Origin of the sequence: Janthinobacterium sp. OK676 (assembly GCF_900103595.1) — a bacterium.
Lineage (GTDB): Bacteria > Pseudomonadota > Gammaproteobacteria > Burkholderiales > Burkholderiaceae_D > Janthinobacterium.
The window spans coordinates 281,026-297,643 of sequence record NZ_FNHA01000010.1 but is presented as its reverse complement, the minus strand read 5'-3'; the positions used below and the strand labels follow the sequence as shown (position 1 = coordinate 297,643).

Here is a 16,618-nt window from a genome sequence, read left to right as displayed (position 1 = left end):
ATCCCGAGCGCTTCGACAGCGCCAAGCAAGCCGTGGCGTTTGCGGGACTCGACCCGCGCCAGCACGAGTCTGGTTCCAGCGTACGTGGCAAGCCACGCATGTCGAAGGTCGGCCACAGCTTCCTGCGCAAAGCGCTGTACATGCCCGCCATGGTGACCGTGTACCGGACAGCCTGGGGCAAGCGCTTTGGTCAGCGCCTGCGTGCTGCTGGCAAGGCAAAGAAACTGATCATCGGCGCCATGATGCGCAAGCTGGTGCACGTGGCATTCGGCGTGCTCAGGTCGGGAAAAATATTTGATCCGACCTTGCACGCCGCTTGACGGGGATAACAGTATCTACGCCTAAACCCAACGGCAAAGGCTGGGGTCGTACCCTGCAGGGTACGACCCCAGATGTTGCTTTGGGTTACGTTCAGACCGGCGTGATCAAATCGATCCTGTCCGTACAAAACCCGTCCACGCCCCAGGCCAGCAATTCGCTGGCCCGCTCCGAGGTGTTGACGGTGTAGCAGAACAGCCCGTATCCCGCCCCCTTGATCTCTCGCGCCAGTTCCGGCGTCAGCTGCTGATGGTCGCAATGGATGGCCACCACGCCCAGCTCCTTTGCCTGTTTCAGCCAATCTGAAGGTATCGCTTCGACCAGCCAGCCGCGCGCCAGTTCCGGGGCCGCCTGGCGCGCCGCCTGCAAGGCTGCGATGCTGAACGACGACAAGAGCGGCAGCAATTCGCCAGCCGCGATTTCCTGCGCAAAGTAATCGCGCGTGGCGTGCGCCACCACCGTCCCGGTTTGCACATCGAAGCCGGGCGCCGGCTTGATTTCGATATTCATCCAGATGCGCTGCGCCTTGCAATACGCCACTACGGCCTCGAACGTGGGCACGCCTACACCGGCGAATGCGGGGCCGAACCAGGCGCCCGCCTCCATCGCTCCCAGCTGCGCGGCCGTGTAATCGTTGATGTGGCCGCTGCCGGCCACGGTGCGGCCCAGCTCGGGGTCGTGCACGACGACGGGCACGCCGTCGGACGCCAGCATGACGTCGAATTCCACGGCGCGGTAGCCGTAGGCGAGGCCGCAGCGCAGGGCGGCCAGGGTGTTTTCAGGCGCCAGGGTGCCGCCGCCGCGGTGCGCGAGGGTGCGTGGATAGGGCCACATGGGATTCCTTTAAGCAATTCTTTGGAAGCAAGACTGTCTTGCCACACTATCGCGTGCCAGTCCCGAAAAGTAAAGCGGCCCCGTTTGGCGACGCGCCCCAGCGAATGGCGGCGCGCCAGTCCCGTTTCGTCGCAGCCCTGTTGCGCGCTGGCCTGCGCTGGCACACAATGCCCCATCGCTACCAGCAGACAACTCCATGAAATCCAACGTTCCATCCGCCGATGCGCCAGCAGCCAAGGCCAGGTCTCCGTACTACCGCATGCTGCACGACGCGCGCTATGCGCTGGCGCTGAACGTGATCTGTGCGCTGGTCATTACCTTCATCCTCAGTCCGGGCAGCCATTTTGGGCAAAACCTGGTCGCCTCGATGTGCATCGGCACGATCGCCTTCCTGCTGATCGACGGCATGCGCCTGACCTTATGGGGCGCGGACCGGCGGCCGAAATTCCTGCCTTTCATGCTCATCATCCTCATTTCCGTGCCCGTCGCGCAAATGCTGGGCCTGACGCTGTTCAGCTGGCTGACGGGCGTGGACGTGGGCGGCTTTGAAAACATGCTGCCTACGCAAATGATGGGCACCCTCGTGTTCACCCTGCTGGCCACGGGCGGCGCCGTGCTGTTTTTCTCCAGCCGCGAAAAGATTGCCCGCCTGCAAATGGCGGCTGCCGAGGAAAAGGCCCGCGCCGAATCCGTGGCGCGCCAGGCCATGCAGGCCCAGCTGCAGTTGCTGCAGGCGCAAATCGAACCGCACATGCTGTTCAATACCCTGGCCAATCTGCAAGGCCTGATCAGTTTTGATCCGGACCGCGCCCAGCAGCTGCTCGACCAGCTGATCCAGTACTTGCGCGCCACCCTCTCGTCCTCGCGCGCCGAGTCCACCACCCTGGCGCAGGAGTTTTCCCTGATGCAAGCCTACCTGGGCCTGATGTCCATCCGCATGGGCGCGCGCCTGCGCTTTACGCTGGACTTGCCCGATGCCTTACGCCACATCAAGGTCCCTCCCATGCTGCTGCAGCCGCTGGTGGAAAACGCCATCCAGCACGGCCTGGAGCCGAAGATCGAAGGCGGCCATATCCACGTGCAGGCGTCCATGGATCGCGGCGCGCTGCTGCTCACCGTCAGCGACGATGGCCTGGGCCTCGACCATCCGGGCCAGACCAAGGGTACGCAGCTGGGCGTGGCGAATATCCGCGAGCGCCTGCGCGGCATGCATGGCGATGACGCCAGCCTGTCGCTGGCCGCCAACACGCCGGCAGGCGTCGTCGCCCGCCTTCAATTCCCCATTCACTCCACCACCGCGAGCCCCACGCCATGACCAGCACCTCACCGCGCGCCCTGATCGCCGAAGACGAACCCATACTTGCCGCCGCCCTTGCGCACGCCTTGCAGCGGCTGTGGCCGGAACTCGACATCGTTGCCACCTGCCCCAACGGCGTGGAAGCCTTGCGCCAAGGCCTGGCGCTGCAGCCAGACATTCTGTTTCTCGACATCAAAATGCCAGGCAAGACGGGCCTGGAAGCGGCCGAGGAATTGGCGGAACAGTGGCCCGACGGCATTCCATTTCCCCACATCGTGTTCGTGACCGCCTACGACGAATACGCGCTGGCCGCCTTCGAACACGCGGCCGCCGACTACGTCTTAAAACCCGTCAACGATGCGCGCCTGGGCAAGACGGTAGAACGGCTGCAACAGCGCTTGCGCGACAGCGGTGCTGGCAAAGGCGGCGGCAACGGCACCGCTACAGCCACAGTCACGGCAGCAGCAGCGCCAGCGACGACCGCCACGGCAGCGCCAACAGCCGGAACCGCCAGCGACGACAACATGGCCCGCCTGCTGAGCCAGCTGCAAGCCATGCTGCCGCCCGCGCCGCGCCTGCAAATGATACGGGCGGCCGTGGGCAACAGCGTGCGCATGATCGCCCTGGCCGACGTCGTGTATTTCGAAGCGCTGGACAAATACATCAACGTCGTGTGCCAGGACAGCGAATCATTGATACGCACGAGCCTGAAGGAGCTCTTGCCCCAGCTGGACCCGCAGCAATTCTGGCAAATCCACCGGGGCACCATCGTCAACGCCAGCGCCATCGCCACGGCCGTGCGCGACGAGGCGGGCAAGCTGTCGCTGACCCTGCGCCAGCACCCGGCACAACTGCGCGTCAGCCCTTTATATGCGCATCTGTTCCGCCAGATGTAAGCTAATGCAGCTGATGTTTTAAGTCCGACAACTCATCGTGGACCTTGAGCACGGCACTCTTCATTTCCGGCGTCACGCTGGTTGCCGTGCCACAGGCCCGCTTGGCGCGGTCGCCCAGCGACTCCATCTGGTCGACGGCTTGCCGGATGCGCGTATCGTCCTGCGTATCGATGGCTTGCCGCACGGCGCTCTTTTGCTGGTCCAGCTGGTTGATGCAATCCTTCAAATCCATGGGCATGCCCTGCTGCTGGCCGCACAGCTGGGCCGCCTGGCCGATTGCGTGTTCGATGGCGCCAAAGCGCCGTGCCACTTCCTTTACCTGCATCATGATGTGTCCTCCCACAGTGTAGGGAGTTGGATCGTCAAGGCCGCACAGGGTTCCCCGCTGGCGGCCACAAGGTCGAAATTTCCATGCGGCACTTTTTTGTAAGCGCTTGTGACATTCTAGATAATTATCAAATCCTTCATATACATTGGCGTACCTGAACCACCACACCACCCATGACCTCGCTGCCGTCCCTGCCCCGCCGCGCTCCCGGCCTGCTGTTGATCATCCTGCTGCATGTAGGCCTGGCATATGTTGTCTTGCAGTCGCGACCCCGTGCCGTCACAGACGAGAACTTGCCGCAGGGTCCGGCCATCACCTGGTTGCGCTACAGCGCGCCTGCGCCGCCCAAGCCCGTACCTGCGGCGTTGCCCAGCGCCAAACCAGCCACCGCAAGAGTGCCGCGCCTGCCAATGCCAGTGCCCATCAGCCGCCCCTTGCCGCCACCCGCCGCCGAGCCGGCGCCGGCAACGCCGGAAGCGATCACGGCCGTCGCGCCGCCCAGCGCGGCCGATATCCTGGCGCAAGCCAAGCGCGACGTAGGCAAGATCGACAAGGATTTACGCAAGGAATTCCCGCAGCGGGGCGGCGAGAAATTCGACGACACGGGCTACAAGCGCATGCAGCAGGGCTTTGCCGAAGCCTATGCGGCCGTGCCGCCGAAATGGTACGAGGCGTCAAAGATCGAGGAAATCGGCGCGAACGAGGCCAGGGGCAGCCGCACCTACAAGATCACCAGCGCGCTGGGCAGCTTGTGCGTGACCACGCGCGCGGGCAAGCAGGGGGAAACGATGATCGGCATGTGCCCCAAATAACCGGACTCAGCCCACCGCTTCGCGCGCGCCCAGCGGCTGCAGATGGCGCAGGCGCAAGGCGATCAGCACGCCGCCGCCCAGGCACAGGCCCAGCATGATGATGACGCCCGTCCAGCCGTCGAAGCCCCACATCATGCCCGAGGCGGAGCCGATCAGGCTCGAGCCCAGGTAATAGAACAGCAGGTAGAAGGCCGAGGCCAGCGCCTGCGGCGCGCGGGCCCTGCGGCTGACCCAGCTGCTGGCGATCGAGTGCGAGGCAAAGAAGCCGAAGGTGGCCAGCGCCATGCCGATGACGATCAGCGGCAGCGAGTCGAACAGGGTCAATAAAATGCCGGACAACATCACCAACAGCATGATCCACAGCACGCCCCGGCGTCCCAGGCGGTCCACCAGGCGACCGGCCCAGACGGAACTGAAAATGCCGATCAGGTACAAGAAGGCCAGCAAGCCGACCGTGCTCTGGCGCAAGCCGAATGGCGCTGCCAGCAGGCGGTAGCCGATGTAGTTATACAGGCTGACGAAACAGCCCATCAGCACGAACGCGAGGCAGAACAGCCACGGCAAGCCCTGGTCGGAAAAATGCTGCTTGATGGCGTGCGGCAAGGCATTCCAGCCACGGGTTGTAGGCACGAAATTTTTCGATGCGGGCAGGCTGCGCCAGAATTCCGCGGCAGCCAGCACGCCGGCCACGCCCAGCACGCCCAAAGCCCAGCGCCACGACAGGAAATCGCTGAGCATGGAAGCGATCAAGCGCCCCGACATGCCGCCAAAGGCGCTGCCCGCAATATACAAGCCCATCGACAAGCCCAGGGACGGGCCCTCGATTTCCTCGCCCAGGTAAGCCATGGCCACGGCCGGCATGCCGCCCAGGGCAATGCCCAGCGCGGCGCGGATGACCAGCAACTGCGCATAATCCTGGGCGAACGCGGACAAGATCGTCAGTATCGCGGCGGAAAACATCGACGCCACCATCAGCGGCTTGCGGCCCACCCGGTCCGAGACGGCGCTGAGCAGCACCAGCGAGATGGCCAGCAAGCCGCTCGACACGGACAGCGACCAGCTGCTTTGCGCCGGCGTCAGTTGAAACTGGTGCGACAGCAGCGGGAACAGGGGCTGGATACAGTACAGCAAGCTGAAGGTGGAAAAGCCGCCGAAGAACAGGGCGCGGTTGCTGCGCTTGAATTCGATGGAACCCTTGGCGATGGCCGTGCGGGGAGCGGGAGCGGAAACCGGAATGGCGGATGGGGCAGCGGGGGCAAAGGCAAGCGATGAATCAGACATGGCCGTGTTTCGAAGAAGGAGCGAGTCTTCATCTTAGGATTGCCAACTCATATCGTCCAATATATATTCAAGGCCCAACTCATACTTTAAAACGATTACTGGACAATATGGAACTGCGCCACCTCCGTTACTTTGTCGCCGTTGCCGAGGAGCTGCACTTCACGCGCGCGGCCGAGCGCCTGCACATCGGCCAGCCGCCGCTGAGCCAGCAAATCCAGGCACTGGAAGCGGAATTGGGTGCGCAGTTGTTCGAGCGCAACAAGCGCTCCGTGCGGCTGACGCAAGCAGGTGCACTGTTTCTCGACGATGCGCGGCGCATCCTGTCCTTGTCGGAACAGGCGGCCGTCACGGCGCGCCGGGCCCAGCGGGGCGAAGCGGGCGAATTGCGCATCGGCTTTACGTTTTCCACGCCGTTCACGCCCTACTTCGCCACCGTCATCAACCGCTACCGCCAGCAGTTTCCGCACGTCACCCTGACCCTGCACGAGATGGCGACCTTGCATCAGCTCGAAGCGATCAGTGGCCGGACGATGGACCTGGGTTTCGTGCGCCCGCCGGAAACGACGTATCCGGACGATATCCGCCTGACGCAATTGCGCCAGGACCCGCTCTTCCTCGTGCTGCCCGTCGCCCACGCGCTGGCGGCCAAGGACGCGATCGCGATTGCCGACATGGCGGGCGAAGGTTTTGTCATGTATCCCAAGGATGCGGGCACGGGGATTTATCCGCAGATCTTCCGCCTGTGCAAGGCGGCATGCTTCGTGCCCCAGGTGGCGCAGGAAGCGGGCGAGGCATCGACCATCATCGGCCTGGTGGCAGCCGGCTGCGGCATTTCCGTGCTGCCCTCTTCGTTCGACCGCATCCGCATGGATGGCGTGTGCTACCGCCCCATCGCCGACCCGCAGGCGACCACGAGCTTATTACTTGCACAACGGGAAGAAGAGACGTCGCCGCTGGTGGCGGCGTTTGTCAAACTGGCCGAGGAAGCGGCCATGGAAGGGGGAGCATAAGCTGCCGTGTCGGCTTACGCTGCGGCTGTGCCGCAGCTAAGCCGACCTACGGGACGCGCGCCGGCGTAGGTCGGATTAGGCCGCAGGCCGTAATCCGACACCAGCGGTCACGAATAATCCGCATCGAGCTCCGAACCCGCATAATTTTCCAGGTCCTCGAACAGGCTTTTCATGCTGGCCCGCGTGAGGATTTTATGCACGACGGTGCAGCTGCGGCGGTAGGAATCGATGCGGTCGAGCAACACAGGGTGGTGCTGCGCGGGCACCTTGGCCACCAGGGCGGCCCAGCCTTCTTCGAAGTCGGGCTTGTTCTTGCGCACGGAACGCACGAAGCGTTCAAACTCCTTTTGGCCCGTGCGCGCGACGATGCGCCCGCCGCCTTCGATGGCGAAGATGATGGCCAGGGCGATGACGCCCTCGGCATTCAAGTCGCTGTCGCAGACGGGGCCGTTGTCATGGTGCCGGCGCAGCCAGCCGGCCAGGCGCACGACGGCTTGCACTTCCTTGCGCTGTTGCAATTGAACCGCATACTTTTCATAGCCGGCCCAGTTCTGGTTCGGGTCGGCCTGGCAAATATCGATGAACAGCTCGCGCAGGCGGCGCGCCAGGTAGACGGGGTCCTGGTCGTATTCGCCGACGAGAGCGTCTTCGGGCAGTTGCGACAATTCCTTGATCAGGCGAAAGCCCACCTGGAACGCGTGCTCGGCGCCGTGCTCGACGAGGAAGTCGAGGGCGGCCTGGTCGCCTTCATGCGTGACGGCCTGTTCCAGGCCCAGGGACACGCCGCCCACCGTCAGGTACAGCGCTTTCTGGATGCCGTCGGCCGTGCGTTCATTCGTGAACTTCTCGGCCACCATGGCCGTGATGCCCGTCAATTCGTCGGCCAGGTTCAGGGCCGCGTCTTCGCGCGGGTCGCCCGGCAACAGTTTGATGGCGCGCACGAGGCGCGGAAGATTCTCTACAACAATTGCTGGCAGCATTAGACGTTCCCTGCTTTCATTACGAGAAAATGCCCGTGCCCAGGCTGCGGCGCGTGCTGGAACGCGGCGCGCTGCGCGTGCTCGGCACTTGCTTGCGCAGGCGGTACAGCAATTCCTTGGTGCTCCGCTGCAACATGGTCGGCTCTTCGTCCGGATCGTCCGAGTACTCCGCGTCGGCCAGGTCGGCGCTGTGGCGGAAGTCGGGGAACAGTTCGAACAGCGAGCGGTCCCAGCCGTCTTCATTCGCTTGCGCCAGTTCGATGGCCAGCGGCACGACGTCGTTGTCGGACGAGGTCACGCCCGTCACGTACGGTCCCTTGATGACGATCTCGCCCGCCACTTCGAGGATTTCCTTCGGCGCCATCGAGAACAGGATGGCGAACGCCGTGGCGCCCCAGTCGGTGGCGGACGCTTCGAGCAGCAGCTCGCGGCGGCGCTCGGCGTCGTCGGTGGAAAACACCACGCCATGGATGTGCGCGAACAGGGCCTCGGCGATGCGTTCCGGATCATCCTCGATCTGGTCGTCGCTCCAGGTGGCGGCGATGAAGGCCAGGCTGTCGGCCCACGCCTTCGGCGGCACCAGCAGGGTGGCCAGCGACATCTTGCCGCCGTCGAAGCCGGCCAGGTGCAGGGCCGTCACTTGCGGCGGAATGGCGCTCAGCACTTCCACCACGGCCAGGTCGCCGTACTGGTCGGCCGCGTCGGCAAACGCCTGCTCGGCGTGGCCCAGGGAACCGGACAGCACCAATTCCGTGACCTGTTTCGTCAGCGCGGGAAGATTGCTCTTTTGTTCATTATTATCGGCCATGGTCATCTCCATCCTGGTCAAACATCTGGGCGAAATCGTCGGTGGCTTCGTCTTCGTCGTGATCGTCGTCGCCATCGTCATTGGCGGCCAGCTGGTCGAGCGACTGGTCGTCGTCGTCCCACAGGCGCGGGTTCTTGTGCAAAAAGGCCGTGATGATGGCCTGGCGCGCCAGGTCGGGGAAACTGTCCTCGATGGCGGCGTACATCTTCGCAGCTTCCGGATCGGCACAGCTGGCCATGGAAAACACGCGGGCCGGGTCGCCGAACTCGTAGTCTTCGCTTTCGGCCAGCAAGCCTTTCGGGTCGCTGAAGCTTATGTGGTCGACCAGCGCGAAGGCCAGCATGTTCACGTCTTCGATGCCGCCGCCGCTCGCATATTCGCCGACCAATGCATCGACCATGCTCTTGTAGTTCTTGCGGTTCGGCGGATCGCCGAGGATGCCTTCGATCTGGCCTTCCAGCTCGCGCGACTGGTACGCGAATTCAGGGTGTACTCTTCTCATGCTGTGCTTTCGAATGTGATGCGCGGCGCTGTTAAATTAAAAGCGCCGTTGTTGTTGTTTTTCAAGTAAATCAGGCCTGCCGAGCGGGCCGCAGCGATTCAGTCTGCGGGTAGCGCGGTGCCATGCAGACGGAACACGCCGCACCACAGCGCATACGCTTCCGCTTCCGGATCGATGATGATGCGGTGGTTCACGCTCTGGTCGTATTCGGCGCGCTTGGCCGGGTCGGCCAGGATTTCATACGCCTTGGTGACGCTCTTGAAGCGCGCCTCGGCGCCGGGGGCCTGGTTGCGGTCGGGGTGGTAGCGCATGGCCAGCGAACGGTAAACCTTCTTGATTTCATCGTCGCTGGCATTGGGCGCGACACCGAGGACGTTATACAAATTTTCCATAAAAGGCTCCGGGGTCACGTTTTTCTACTAATTAAAGGCGAATTATCCTATAGAACGGCGTCCGCGTCGCTTGGATGCTCGGATATGGGGTCAAATACGTGCTTATAAAGCGCTTGCGGTACGGTAAAATGCTCTTTACTGTCACTCTTCCGCATTGATCAATGAGCAACGATAAACCGAATACCGCCGCGCCAGCGCTGGCGCCCAATTTCTTGCGTAACATCATCGAAGCCGACCTGGCCGCCGGCGCCCACGTGCGTCCCGGCCTGCCCCAGGTGATCACGCGTTTCCCGCCGGAGCCGAACGGCTACCTGCACGTGGGCCACGCCAAGTCGATCTGCGTCAACTTCGGCCTGGCGCGCGATTACGCCGGCCAGTGCAACCTGCGCTTCGACGACACCAATCCGGCCAAGGAAGAGCAGGAATACGTCGACACCATCATGGACAGCGTGAAATGGCTGGGCTTTGACTGGGAACCGAAAAATGGCGACGGCCAGAGCCACCTGCATTACGCGAGCGATTATTTCGACCAGCTGTACGCGATGGCCGAATACCTGATCACGGCCGGCTTTGCCTATGTGGACAGCCAGAGCGCCGAAGACATGGCCGCCAACCGCGGCAATTTCGGCCAGGCCGGCAAGAATTCGCCGTTCCGCGACCGTCCGCGCGACGAATCGCTGGCCCTGTTCCGCGCCATGAAGGCGGGCCAGTTCAAGGATGGCGAGCACATCCTGCGTGCGAAGATGAGCGAAGATGCCATGAGTTCGCCGAACATGAACTTGCGCGACCCGGCCATCTACCGCATCCGCCATGCGCACCACCACCGCACGGGCGACGCCTGGTGCATCTATCCGATGTACGACTACACGCACCCGATCTCGGACGCGCTGGAAAACATCACGCATTCAATCTGCACCCTGGAATTCCAGGATCACCGCCCGTTCTACGACTGGCTGCTGGAAACCCTGTCGGCCGGCGGCTTCTTCGCCAAGCCGGTGCCGCACCAGTACGAATTCTCGCGCCTGAACCTGACCTACATCGTCACCAGCAAGCGCAAGCTGCGCCAGATGGTGGAAGAAAAGATCGTCGACGGCTGGGACGACCCGCGCATGCCGACCCTGGTGGGCATGCGCCGCCGCGGCTACACGCCGGAAGCGATCCAGCTGATGTGCGAGCGCACGGGCGTGACCAAGTCCGACGGCTGGATCGACTACAGCGTGCTCGAAGGCTGTTTGCGCGAAGACCTGGACCCGAAAGCGCCGCGCACGGTGGCCGTGCTGCGTCCGTTGAAACTGATCATCGACAATTTCCCCGAAGGCGAAAGCGTGGAATGCACGGCCCCCGTGCACCCGCACTTCCCCGAGCGCGGCCTGCGCACCTTCCCCATCTCGCGCGAGCTGTGGATCGAGGAAGACGACTTCATGGAAGTGCCGAACAAGGGCTATTTCCGCCTGTATCCGCCGATCGACGACAAGCCGGGCAGCCGCGTGCGCCTGCGTTACGGCTACGTGATCGAGTGCACGGGCTTTGACAAGGATGAAAACGGCAAGGTCATCGCCGTGCATTGCACCTATTTCCCGGACAGCAAGTCGGGCACGGAAGGCAGCGCCAACTACAAGGTCAAGGGCAATATGCACTGGGTCAGCGCGCCGACGGCCATTCCCGCCGAAGTGCGCCTGTACGACCGCCTGTTCACGGACCCGCAACCGGACGCGGGCGGCAAGGACTTCAAGCTGGCCCTGAATCCGCTGGCCAAGGAAGTCGTGCAAGCGTGGCTGGAACCGGGCGCGGAACTGGCCCAGCCGGAGGAGCGCTTCCAGTTCGAGCGCCACGGCTACTTCGCGGCCGACCGGGTCGACAGCCAGCCGGGCAAGCCCGTCTTCAACCGCATCGTCACCCTGAAAGACAGCTGGCAGCCCGCCAAATAAGGGCTGGATGGCACACACAAAAAAAACCGCTGCGGCGGTTTTTTTTCGTTTCAACAACATATGTCACTGAGAATATTGCCTGTTGACTACATTCACAATAATTTTGTATATTAGGCAGCTATTGAGCAATTTGCAATTTCGATAGCGCTTGTACAACGCAGTCCAGCCACCGCCATCCAGGCGGCACCCGATTCCTCCTCCTGATGCGGATGGCAATGTCTTCTACTGCCGGCGAACACCCCTTATCTGCTGAAAAAAGACCGCTGTGGCTGCTCGGCTTCGTGATGTCGATGATGGCAGGTCTGCTGTTCTACATGGCCGCCTCGCTGTCGGTCGAAAGCGACGCCAGCGACCTGTTCGACAACCTGGCGCGCAATACCCGGAAAAACATCGAATCGCGCGTCCAGTCGTATGCCAATCTGCTGCGCGGTACGGCCAGCCTGTTCCACGCCAACGAACACGTGAGCCGCGAGCAATTCCACCGCTACGTGGAAAATATCGCCCTGCAACAGAACTACCCGGGTGTGATGAACCTCAATTACAGCCAGGAACTGGACGAAGCGCAGCGCCCCGTCTTCGAAGCGGCCATGCGGCGCGACTATCCGCCCGGACGCGATGGCTATCCGGCGTTTGCCATCCATCCGCCCGCCCCGCGCTCCCATTATTCCGTGCTCGTGTACATCGAGCCGATCGCCAGCGCCCCGGAAAAATATGGTTATGACATCGCCTCGCGTCCCCTGATCGCCGAAGCGCTGGCGCAGTCACGCGATTCCGGCAACATCAGCAATTCCGGCGTGCCCGTGCCGATGCAAGGCCGTCCCCAGCTGACGGGCATGGCCATGCGCCTGCCTGTGTACCGCTACGGCATGCCGACCGATACCGTGGAGCAGAGGCGCGCGGCGTACCAGGGCTCCGTCGGCATCGGCTACGACTTGGTGACGATGATGCGCAGCGCGCTGGCCGACATGCCGGTGCGCAACGTCCGCCTGACCCTGTTCGATATCGGCCCGCAGGCGCGCGCACCGCTAGACTTACCACACGACATGCGCCCCATCTTCGACAGCACGACGGCGGGCATGCATGCGCCATGGTGGCTGCCCGGCAGTTCGGGCCGCTACCTGAGCAGCACGATGCTGATCAAACACAATGGCCGCGTCTGGCAAGCGCTATTCAGCGTGCGCAAGAGCGACCTGTACACGCGCTTCGACGCCTTTTTGCCATGGCTGGCCCTGCTGACCGGTTTCGCCAGCGCCATGCTGCTCTACATGCTGTTCCATACCCTGGCCTCGTCGCGCCGGCGCGCCATCCAGATGGCCAACGGCATGACGGAGGAATTGCGCGCCAGCCAGATTCGCTTGCAGCTGTCGCACCAGAAACTGCGCCGCCTGGCGGCCCACGCCGACCAGATCAAGGAAGAAGAACGCAAGCGCATCGCGCGCGAAATCCACGACGACCTGGGGCAGAACCTGCTGGTCTTGCGCATCGACGCCGACATGCTCGCTTCGCGCACGCAACGCCGCCACCCGCGCCTGAATGCCCGCGCCCGCTCGACCCTGGAACAGATCGACGCCACCATCAAGAGCGTGCGGCAAATCATCAACGACTTGCGCCCTACCGTGCTGGACCTGGGCGTGAATGCGGCCGTCGAATGGCAGGTGGCGCAATTTCGCCTGCGCACGGGCATCGACTGCGAGGTGAGCGAAAGCCACGACGACATTTGCCTCAGCGATCAATGCGCGACGGCCCTGTTTCGCATCCTGCAAGAGTCGCTGAGCAATATTTCCCAGCATGCCCATGCCAGCCGCGTGCAAGTGAAGCTGGAAAAGTGCCGCGATACCGTGTCGATGAGCATCAGCGACAACGGCGTGGGCGCGGCCATCGACGGGCGCAACAAGCTGGGCTCGTTTGGCCTGGTAGGCATCGAGGAACGCATCAAGTTGTTAGGTGGAACTTTTTACATCGAAAGCAGCCCCGGCGCCGGCATGGGCGTGCACGTCAGCGTGCCGCTGGGCGCGGACGCCACCGCGTTTCCCTACCAGGAAGAAAGCCGGGCCAGCAGCTGACAGGCGGGTGCCCGCATGAAACAAGCTCAGCTTGCATATTTCGTAATTAGATGCAATATTGATGTAGAACAATTCAGCGCCCGCCCGCCATGGGCCAGGCATTCCTCGACCATTTGCCAGGAGTACACAACCGCCACACAAGCGCCGCTCTCCCTTGTTTCACCGTATTTCCCACAACGCTCTTTTTTACCAAAGGACATTCATGGATACGAACGACAGTTTCAAGGCAATTGCCGATTTGAATTTGGACGCGATCAAGGTCAAGCTGATGCACCGGGAATCAGGCGAAGGATGGAGCCTGGAAAAGGCGAATGCGGTGGAATTCGAATACCGCCGCTTCCTGATCCTGATGAAACAGTTTCCGGAAGAAGAAACGGCGCCTTTGATGGACGTCGATACCTTCTGGCACTACCACATCCTCGACACCCTGAAATATGCGGCGGACTGCGAACAGGTGTTTGGCTACTTCCTCCATCACTTCCCCTACATCGGCTTGCGCGGCGAAGACGACGAAGCGGCGCACCATCGCGTGGGCGAGCGCATGAAGCAACTGTATGAGCAAACGTTCGGGGAAGATTATATCCGCGCAGAAACGGCGTATTCGGGGCGCGCCGTACAGGCGGCGTATTCGGGCCGTGCCGTGCAGGCGGCGTATTCGGGACGTGCGGTACAGGCGACGGCATACTCGGGCCGGGCCGTGCAAACGGCGTTTTCCAGTGCGGCGGTACAGGCGACGGCGTATTCGGGCCGCGCGACCGGGGCTGCCAGCACCGCATTTTCCAGCGCGCCTGCCTCACTGACGGCGGCGGTGGTCAAATCGTCTTCGACTGGCCTGGAATTGGGGCGCTTCTATGTTGATCGTCCGGTACTGAACCGCGACACGCAATAGAAAAGCGGAAAACAGATGTGGCTGCCGCACGCGGCAAGCCTGACTTACCCAGACGGCACCTCTCAGTTTGCCGTCTGTCAGGCGCTCTTAGGCAGCCATCAACTCGCGCAGTTCACGAATGCTGAAATCGCTGATTTCATGCATGCGGATGAGGATCGTGGCGCCGATCGGCAAGGTGTTGTGACGAATCTTGCTGATAACAGGTGGCGCCACTTCCAGAGCTCGCGACAAGGCGGCATCGTTTTTCAACTGCAGCTTGTCGATGATCGCATCGAGGACGCGATTCGGGTTGTAGGTAGGCAAAGAGGTAATTTGTTTGAGAGACATGATCAAAAATCCGTACTTGTTGTATTAGAGCAAGAAAAAACAGAATGTCTCTTCTGCACTAATTCAGGGTAAACACACTAAAAAGCGCCATCACTTATGCGGATTTTACGCCGCAAACAATATAATACACGCTATTGTTGATTTTTGCGTAACTTAAAGCAAAATTGTGATAATTGAAGAGAATTGACGCACTTGGGATGTGCTAGAGGATAACTCAAATCGGAAAAATTTGCTGCAAGTCATCAATTTTTACAATGAGGAACGCCGCTACGCATGAGCCAGGCAATCGCCATGAGGGCGCCCAAGCGAGCCATTTCGGCGGAAAGATGCCAGCCTCGCGCAGCCATGCCGGCCGGGGTGGCCGGAAGACAGGTACAGAGAAAATCGTCCGTGTGGCACCAGGCCAGTTGCCGGCGAATTTCATCGGGCGGTGGTGGCGGCTGCAGCGCATGTTCGCGGCGCCGCATATAGGCGCGCACTTGTTCCTTGCTGGGGTGATTCGTAGCTCGCATGGCTCGCTCCTGCTGACGGGAAACAGCGTCACGCTGGTTGTAGATGCAGAGCCCGCCACAAGAGCCCAGGCGCGCGACGACATTGCTCACCATATCGCCAGCACGCGATGACACGTTTGCGTTGCATCAATGGCAAGGCCCCGGTGTTGCGCCGAAGCCCGTACTGCCCCATCCATTTATTTCTTTTGCTGGCGCACGCGCTGTTGCTGTTTTTCCTGCGTTTGCTGCCGATTCTGCTTGCGCTCGAACAGGGTGACCGCATCTTTCTTGGCTTGCTCGACGGTACGCATTTCTTCATGCGCATCGTGCGGGACAAAGAATTCGGCGTCCTGCGCCGCCACGACCAGCTTGATGGCGGCGTCGTCGTCGAGGTCGTACAGTTCCGTCAGGACGGTGGTGACCTCGTCCAGGTATGCTTCGTAAGTGAGGGTGCTCATGCTGTATTCCTTAAGTGAGTGGCGCGGCGCGGGAACGGCGCGCTGCGCGCCGGCCCAGCAAAGTGCGCAGATAACCGGCCATTTTACCCGATGCCGGCCCCGCCGGCCGCCATCGCCTGCAAGGCATCGGCCACGCGCGCGTAGCGCAGGCGTACGCCCAGCTCGCGCTTGATGCGCGTATTGTGCAGGCGGCGCGATTCGGACATGAACGACAGCAGCATCGGCGTGACCACTTGCCGCAGCTCGGCACGGGGCAGGCGCGGCGGGCGCGGCAAGCCGAACGTATCGGCCACGGCGTCGAAATACTCGGCCATTTTCAGTTCGCTGTCGTCGCTGGCGTGATACACGCGTCCCGGCTTGCCCTGCCACAAGGCCCGCTCGATGATGCGCGCCAGGTCGTCCGCATGAATATGGTTGGTGTACACGTCGTCATCCGCGGCCAGGGCCGGCGTGCCTTCGCGCAAGCGTTTCAACGGCAGGCGGTCATCCGCATAGATGCCGGGCACGCGCAGGATGGCCACCGTGGCGCCGCGGCGCGCGCCCCAGTTGCGCAAGACCTGCTCGGCATCCACGCGCCGCTTCGCGCGCGCATTGGCAGGTGCCGTCGGCCGCGTTTCATCGACCCGGGCGCCGCCGCAATCGCCATACACGCCGCTGGTGCTCACATACACCATGCGTGCATGCTCGGGTAAAATGGCGGCCAGATTGCGCGTACGGCGGTCCAGCAAGCCCGACGACATGGGCGGCGCCAGGTGCACGATCCTGGTCGCCAGTCCGGCCAGCCGTTTCAGGCTGGCGCGGTCGTCGAGGTTGGCCACGATGGGCACGGCGCCGGCTTCCCGCAACTGCGCGCAGCGCGCCGGCTGGCTGGTGACGGCAAAGACGCGAAAGCGCGCCGCTAGCTGCGGCAGCAAGCGCATGCCGACGTCGCCGCAACCGAGGATCAGCAGGCGCGGCAAGCCTGAGGGCTTGCGCAAAGAATGCGTTAACATATTTTTCATCTC

General features: G+C 62.4%; 19 protein-coding genes. 8 read left to right on the top strand and 11 right to left on the bottom strand.

All coding sequences use genetic code 11. The features are described from left to right. Positions 1-320 (top strand): transposase (locus BLU39_RS20245; RefSeq protein ID WP_139178400.1); only part of this gene is annotated, 320 nt, incomplete at its 5' end. Between the two features lie 91 nt (positions 321-411). Here BLU39_RS20245 and ugpQ read toward each other — a convergent pair. After that, positions 412-1,152 carry a glycerophosphodiester phosphodiesterase gene (ugpQ, locus tag BLU39_RS20240; RefSeq protein ID WP_092716183.1) on the bottom strand — a complete coding sequence of 247 codons (741 nt, stop codon included), beginning with the start codon at positions 1,150-1,152 and terminating at the stop codon, positions 412-414. A gap of 196 nt (positions 1,153-1,348) precedes the next feature. On the opposite strand from ugpQ, the gene BLU39_RS20235 reads away from it, so the two are divergent. Then, positions 1,349-2,467, top strand: a complete 1,119-nt coding sequence (locus tag BLU39_RS20235; protein WP_092716181.1) for a sensor histidine kinase — start codon at positions 1,349-1,351, stop codon at positions 2,465-2,467. After that, positions 2,464-3,345, top strand: a complete 882-nt coding sequence (locus tag BLU39_RS20230; RefSeq protein WP_092716179.1) for a LytR/AlgR family response regulator transcription factor — start codon at positions 2,464-2,466, stop codon at positions 3,343-3,345. The genes BLU39_RS20235 and BLU39_RS20230 overlap by 4 nt, the downstream gene beginning before the upstream one ends. A 1-nt stretch (position 3,346) precedes the next feature. Here BLU39_RS20230 and BLU39_RS20225 read toward each other — a convergent pair whose 3' ends face one another. Continuing rightward, the gene (locus BLU39_RS20225) at positions 3,347-3,673 is read right to left on the bottom strand and encodes a hypothetical protein (protein ID WP_092716177.1); all 327 of its coding nucleotides are present in this window, start codon (positions 3,671-3,673) and stop codon (positions 3,347-3,349) included. Between the two features lie 173 nt (positions 3,674-3,846). On the opposite strand from BLU39_RS20225, the gene BLU39_RS20220 reads away from it, so the two are divergent. Next, positions 3,847-4,485: a hypothetical protein gene (locus BLU39_RS20220; RefSeq protein ID WP_092716175.1), complete on the top strand. Its 639-nt coding sequence runs from the start codon at positions 3,847-3,849 to the stop codon at positions 4,483-4,485. A 6-nt stretch (positions 4,486-4,491) separates the two neighbouring features. Here the strand turns inward: BLU39_RS20220 and BLU39_RS20215 are convergent, their stop codons facing one another. Next, on the bottom strand, positions 4,492-5,766 hold the full coding sequence (locus tag BLU39_RS20215) for an MFS transporter (RefSeq protein ID WP_092716173.1): 1,275 nt from the start codon (positions 5,764-5,766) through the stop codon (positions 4,492-4,494). Positions 5,767-5,873: 107 nt separating this feature from the next. Here BLU39_RS20215 and BLU39_RS20210 point away from each other — a divergent pair, with 107 nt between their 5' ends. Then, the gene (locus BLU39_RS20210; RefSeq protein ID WP_092716171.1) at positions 5,874-6,776 is read left to right on the top strand and encodes a LysR substrate-binding domain-containing protein; all 903 of its coding nucleotides are present in this window, start codon (positions 5,874-5,876) and stop codon (positions 6,774-6,776) included. A 107-nt stretch (positions 6,777-6,883) separates the two neighbouring features. Here BLU39_RS20210 and BLU39_RS20205 read toward each other — a convergent pair whose 3' ends face one another. The 4 genes from BLU39_RS20205 to BLU39_RS20190 form a co-directional block, all read right to left on the bottom strand. After that, a complete protein-coding gene (locus tag BLU39_RS20205; RefSeq protein ID WP_092716169.1) occupies positions 6,884-7,756 on the bottom strand; it encodes a hypothetical protein in 873 nt (290 codons plus the stop codon). A 19-nt stretch (positions 7,757-7,775) separates the two neighbouring features. Then, positions 7,776-8,564 (bottom strand): hypothetical protein, encoded by a 789-nt coding sequence (locus tag BLU39_RS20200; RefSeq protein WP_092716167.1) that lies wholly within the window; start codon positions 8,562-8,564, stop codon positions 7,776-7,778. Then, complete coding sequence (locus BLU39_RS20195; protein WP_092716165.1) at positions 8,554-9,066, bottom strand: hypothetical protein; 513 nt, start codon at positions 9,064-9,066, stop codon at positions 8,554-8,556. The genes BLU39_RS20200 and BLU39_RS20195 overlap by 11 nt, the downstream gene beginning before the upstream one ends. Positions 9,067-9,164: 98 nt before the next feature. Continuing rightward, positions 9,165-9,458, bottom strand: a complete 294-nt coding sequence (locus tag BLU39_RS20190; protein ID WP_092716163.1) for a DnaJ domain-containing protein — start codon at positions 9,456-9,458, stop codon at positions 9,165-9,167. A gap of 161 nt (positions 9,459-9,619) precedes the next feature. Here BLU39_RS20190 and BLU39_RS20185 point away from each other — a divergent pair, with 161 nt between their 5' ends. The 3 genes from BLU39_RS20185 to BLU39_RS20175 all read left to right on the top strand — a co-directional run bounded on the left by BLU39_RS20185 (position 9,620) and on the right by BLU39_RS20175 (position 14,338). Further along, positions 9,620-11,386 carry a glutamine--tRNA ligase/YqeY domain fusion protein gene (locus BLU39_RS20185; RefSeq protein ID WP_092716161.1) on the top strand — a complete coding sequence of 589 codons (1,767 nt, stop codon included), beginning with the start codon at positions 9,620-9,622 and terminating at the stop codon, positions 11,384-11,386. Between the two features lie 215 nt (positions 11,387-11,601). Then, a complete protein-coding gene (locus BLU39_RS20180) occupies positions 11,602-13,449 on the top strand; it encodes a sensor histidine kinase (protein WP_254789020.1) in 1,848 nt (615 codons plus the stop codon). 202 nt (positions 13,450-13,651) lie between these two features. Next, positions 13,652-14,338: a glycine-rich domain-containing protein gene (locus tag BLU39_RS20175; RefSeq protein WP_092716159.1), complete on the top strand. Its 687-nt coding sequence runs from the start codon at positions 13,652-13,654 to the stop codon at positions 14,336-14,338. An 87-nt stretch (positions 14,339-14,425) separates the two neighbouring features. Here the strand turns inward: BLU39_RS20175 and BLU39_RS20170 are convergent, their stop codons facing one another. The 4 genes from BLU39_RS20170 to BLU39_RS20155 all read right to left on the bottom strand — a co-directional run bounded on the left by BLU39_RS20170 (position 14,426) and on the right by BLU39_RS20155 (position 16,615). Beyond that, the gene (locus tag BLU39_RS20170; RefSeq protein WP_029496207.1) at positions 14,426-14,665 is read right to left on the bottom strand and encodes a hypothetical protein; all 240 of its coding nucleotides are present in this window, start codon (positions 14,663-14,665) and stop codon (positions 14,426-14,428) included. Between the two features lie 242 nt (positions 14,666-14,907). Next, entirely contained in the window at positions 14,908-15,177 is a 270-nt protein-coding gene (locus tag BLU39_RS20165; RefSeq protein WP_092716222.1) for a hypothetical protein, read from the bottom strand. A 176-nt stretch (positions 15,178-15,353) separates the two neighbouring features. Further along, positions 15,354-15,614: a hypothetical protein gene (locus BLU39_RS20160; protein ID WP_086139611.1), complete on the bottom strand. Its 261-nt coding sequence runs from the start codon at positions 15,612-15,614 to the stop codon at positions 15,354-15,356. Between the two features lie 83 nt (positions 15,615-15,697). After that, the gene (locus tag BLU39_RS20155; protein ID WP_092716157.1) at positions 15,698-16,615 is read right to left on the bottom strand and encodes an SDR family oxidoreductase; all 918 of its coding nucleotides are present in this window, start codon (positions 16,613-16,615) and stop codon (positions 15,698-15,700) included. Positions 16,616-16,618 lie beyond the last annotated feature (3 nt).